The following is a 3,767-nucleotide window of genomic DNA, read 5'->3' as shown; positions in this document are numbered from 1 at the left end:
GACCGCCCCGAACCCCACACCGCCGTCACCGCCGCCGCCCACGCCCACACCCACGGCACCCCCGTCGACTGGACCACCCTCCACGGCCAGGCCACCACCATCGACCTGCCCACCTACGCCTTCCAGCGACGCAGGCACTGGGTGAGCCCGCCGCAGTCCGGCCAGGGCGGGCCGTACGACGACGGAAAGGCGCGTTTCTGGGACATCGTCAGCCGCGGCGACCTCGACGCTCTGGTCGGCACCCTGGGTGCGGAAGCCGAGCGCGTACGGCGGTCGCTCGGGGACGCCCTGCCGGTCCTGGCCTCGTGGCACGCCGCCCGGGACGCGCGGACCACGCTGGACTCGTGGCGCTACCGCGTCGTCTGGCGGCCGGTGGAGGAGCCCGCGCTCCGGTCCGGAGGCCGCTGGCTGCTGGTCCGTACGGCGTGGGAGACGGCAGCGGCCTGGGCGAAGGCTCTGCAACACGTGCTGGAGGAGCGCGGCGCCGAGGTGACGGAGGCCGTCGTCGGCGGGAAGGCCGACCGGGATTCCCTGGTGGCGTCGCTCACCTCCGTACGGACCGGCGAACGGTTCACCGGTGTCGTATCCCTGCTCGGCCTGGACGGTACCCCCTATGAGGGCCAGGACATCGCTCTGCTGCAGGCGCTGGACGCGGCGGCGATCGACGGCCCGCTCTGGCTCACGACGAGCGGCGCGGTCGCGGCGGCGCCGTCCGACCGGGTGCCGAATCCGGCCGGGGGGCTCGCGTGGGGCCTGAGCGGGGTGATCGCCGCCGAGAGGCCCGAGCGGTGGGCCGGGATCGTGGACCTTCCGCCACTGCACGAGCCCCTGCACGGGTCCTTGCGCGGGTCGCCGCCTGATGGGCGGAGCGTCGCGTACGCCGTGACCGCGCTGACCGGACCGCACGGCGAGTCGGAACTCGCGGTGCGCGCCTCGGGACTTCTCGCCCGTCGGCTGGTTCCCGCACCGAGCCGGGAGGCCACGCCAGCGGAGTGGGCGCCGGCGGGGACCGTGCTCATCACGGGCGGCACCGGCGCGCTCGGTGCTCATGTGGCCCGGCGGCTGGCCCGGCGCGGGGTCCCGCACCTGCTGCTGGTCAGCCGGCGGGGGCTCGACGCTCCCGGCGCGGAGGACCTGCACGCCGAGCTTACGAGGCTGGGCGCCCGGGTGACGGTCGCCGCGTGCGACGTCTCCGACCGGGACGCCCTCGCCGCCGTGCTCGCCGCCGTGCCGCCGGAGCATCCGCTGACCGCCGTGGTCCACACCGCCGCCGTACTGGACGACGGCCTGCTCGGCTCACTCACGCCGGAGCGACTGGCCGCGGTGAACCGGGTGAAGGTGGGCGGCGCGCTCGCCCTGCACGAGCTGACCCGGGAGCTTCCGCTGACGGCGTTCGTGCTGTTCTCGTCGGTCACCGGGCTGATCGGCAACCCGGGCCAGGGCAACTACGCGCCGGGCAACGCCTTCCTGGACGCCCTCGCCGAGCACCGCCGTTCGCTCGGCCTGCCCGCCACCTCCGTCGCCTGGGGGCACTGGGATGGCGAGGGCATCGCCGGCGAGGAGGCCAGGGAGGGACTGCGGCGAAGCGGCTTCCCGCCCATGGCCCCCGATCTCGCCGTGTCGGCGCTGGAAGAGGCGGTGGCCGCCGGAGAGACCCGGCTGGTCGTCGCCCGCGCGGACTGGGCGACGGTGCACGCCGTACGGCCTCACCCGCTGCTCGCCGAGCTGCCCGAGGCCCGTGCGGCGGCGCCCAGCGCGGCGGAGACCTCAGGCGGCGAGCCGGACCTCCCCGCGCGGCTGGCGGGCCTGCCGGAACCCGAGCGACGGCCGACGCTGCGCGCGCTGGTCCGCGCGGAGATCGCCGACGTGCTCGGGTACGGCTCGGCGGCCGAAGTGGACGACGACCGGGGCTTCCGCGACCAGGGGTTCACCTCGCTGTCGGCCGTCGAACTGCGCAACCGCCTCACCCGGCTGACCGGGACGCCGCTGTCGAGCACGCTCGTGTTCGACTATCCGACGCCCGCCGGGCTCGTGGACCACCTGCTCAACGTGCTGCTGCCCGATCCTGAGCCGCCCGTCGCCGCCGTGCTCGCAAAGCTCGGTGAGCTGGAGACGCTGCTCGGCGAGACGGTCTCCCCGTCCGATCGAGAGGCCGCGGCGGACCGGCTGCGGCGCCTGGCGGAGCTTCTCGGGGAGACCCAGCCCGACGAGCGCCCCGCGGCGACCGCCGACCTGTCCTCGGCCTCCGACGACGAGCTCATCGATTTCATCAGCAATGAGCTCGGCATCTCCTGACCTGTTCCCTTTGCCCCACCCCGGCCCATGGAAGGCGAACCTGTGAGCGACGACCAGATCCGGCGTCTCCTCCGACGCGTGACGGAGGAACTGCACAAGACGCGCGAAGAACTGCGGGACGTCCGGGACGAGCAACGGGAGCCGATCGCGATCGTGGGGATGGGCTGCCGTCTGCCCGGCGGGGTGGCCTCCCCCGAGGACCTGTGGGACCTGGTCGCCGAGGGCCGCGACGCCGTCACCGAGTTCCCCGCCGACCGCGGCTGGGACCTGGACGCCCTGTACGACCCCGACCCCGACCACCCCGGCACCTCCTACACCCGCCACGGCGGCTTCCTCCACGACATCGCCGGATTCGACGCCGACTTCTTCGGCATCTCCCGCCGCGAAGCCCTCGCCAGCGACCCCCAGCAACGCCTCCTGCTCGAAGTCGCCTGGGAAACCCTCGAACGCGCCGGCATCGACCCCACCACCCTCAAAGGCAGCCGCACGGGGGTCTTCACCGGGACCAACGGTCAGGACTACGCGAAGTCATCGGGTCCCGCGCCGGAGGAAGTCGAGGGTTACCTGATCACGGGCACCGCGGCCAGCGTGCTGTCCGGGCGGATCGCCTACACCTTCGGGTTCGAGGGCCCGGCCGTGACCGTGGACACCGCCTGCTCGTCGTCACTGGTCGCGCTGCACCTGGCCGTACGGTCGCTGCGGTCGGGCGAGTCCGACCTCGCGCTGGCCGGTGGGGTGACGCTCATGACGTCGCCGGGGACGTTCGTCGAGTTCTCACGACAGCGGGGGCTGTCCCCGGACGGGCGGTGCAAGGCCTTCTCGTCGTCGGCGGACGGCACCGGCTGGGCCGAAGGCGTGGGCCTGCTGCTGGTCGAACGCCTGTCGGACGCCCGCCGAAACGGTCACCGGGTACTCGCCGTCATCCGCGGCACCGCCGTCAACCAAGACGGCGCCTCCAACGGGTTGACCGCCCCCAACGGCCCCTCACAACAACGCGTCATCACCCACGCCCTCGACAACGCCGGACTCGGCCCCCTGGACGTCGACGCCGTCGAAGCCCACGGCACCGGCACCACCCTCGGCGACCCCATCGAAGCCCAAGCCCTCCTGGCCACCTACGGGCAAAACCGCCCCGCCGACCACCCCCTATGGCTCGGCTCCCTCAAATCCAACATCGGCCACGCCCAAGCCGCCGCCGGCGTCGCCGGCATCATCAAAACCGTCCACGCCATCCGCAACAAACTGCTGCCGCAAACCCTCCACATCGACCAGCCCACCCCCCACGTCGACTGGACCACCGGCACCATCCGCCTCCTCACCGAGCAACGCCCCTGGCCCGAGACCGGCCGCCCGAGACGTGCGGGCGTTTCGTCGTTCGGGATCAGCGGCACCAACGCCCACGTCATCCTCGAACAGGCACCCGACCAGGACGACACCCCGCAGGCGTCTCATGCCATCTCGCCGAACGGTTC

Annotated in this window: 2 protein-coding genes; both read left to right on the top strand. The window is 73.3% G+C overall.

The window, feature by feature from the left end:
- On the top strand, positions 1–2,295 hold a 2,295-nt coding region (locus IL992_RS47395), incomplete at its 5' end, for an SDR family NAD(P)-dependent oxidoreductase (protein WP_226874975.1).
- Positions 2,296–2,322: 27 nt separating this feature from the next.
- On the top strand, positions 2,323–3,767 hold a 1,445-nt coding region (locus IL992_RS47390), incomplete at its 3' end, for a type I polyketide synthase (protein WP_319019256.1).

The organism is Microbispora sitophila, from assembly GCF_014892245.1.
GTDB lineage: Bacteria > Actinomycetota > Actinomycetes > Streptosporangiales > Streptosporangiaceae > Microbispora > Microbispora siamensis.
Note: the sequence above shows the minus strand (reverse complement) of the source record. Positions and strands in the feature narration are given on the sequence as shown.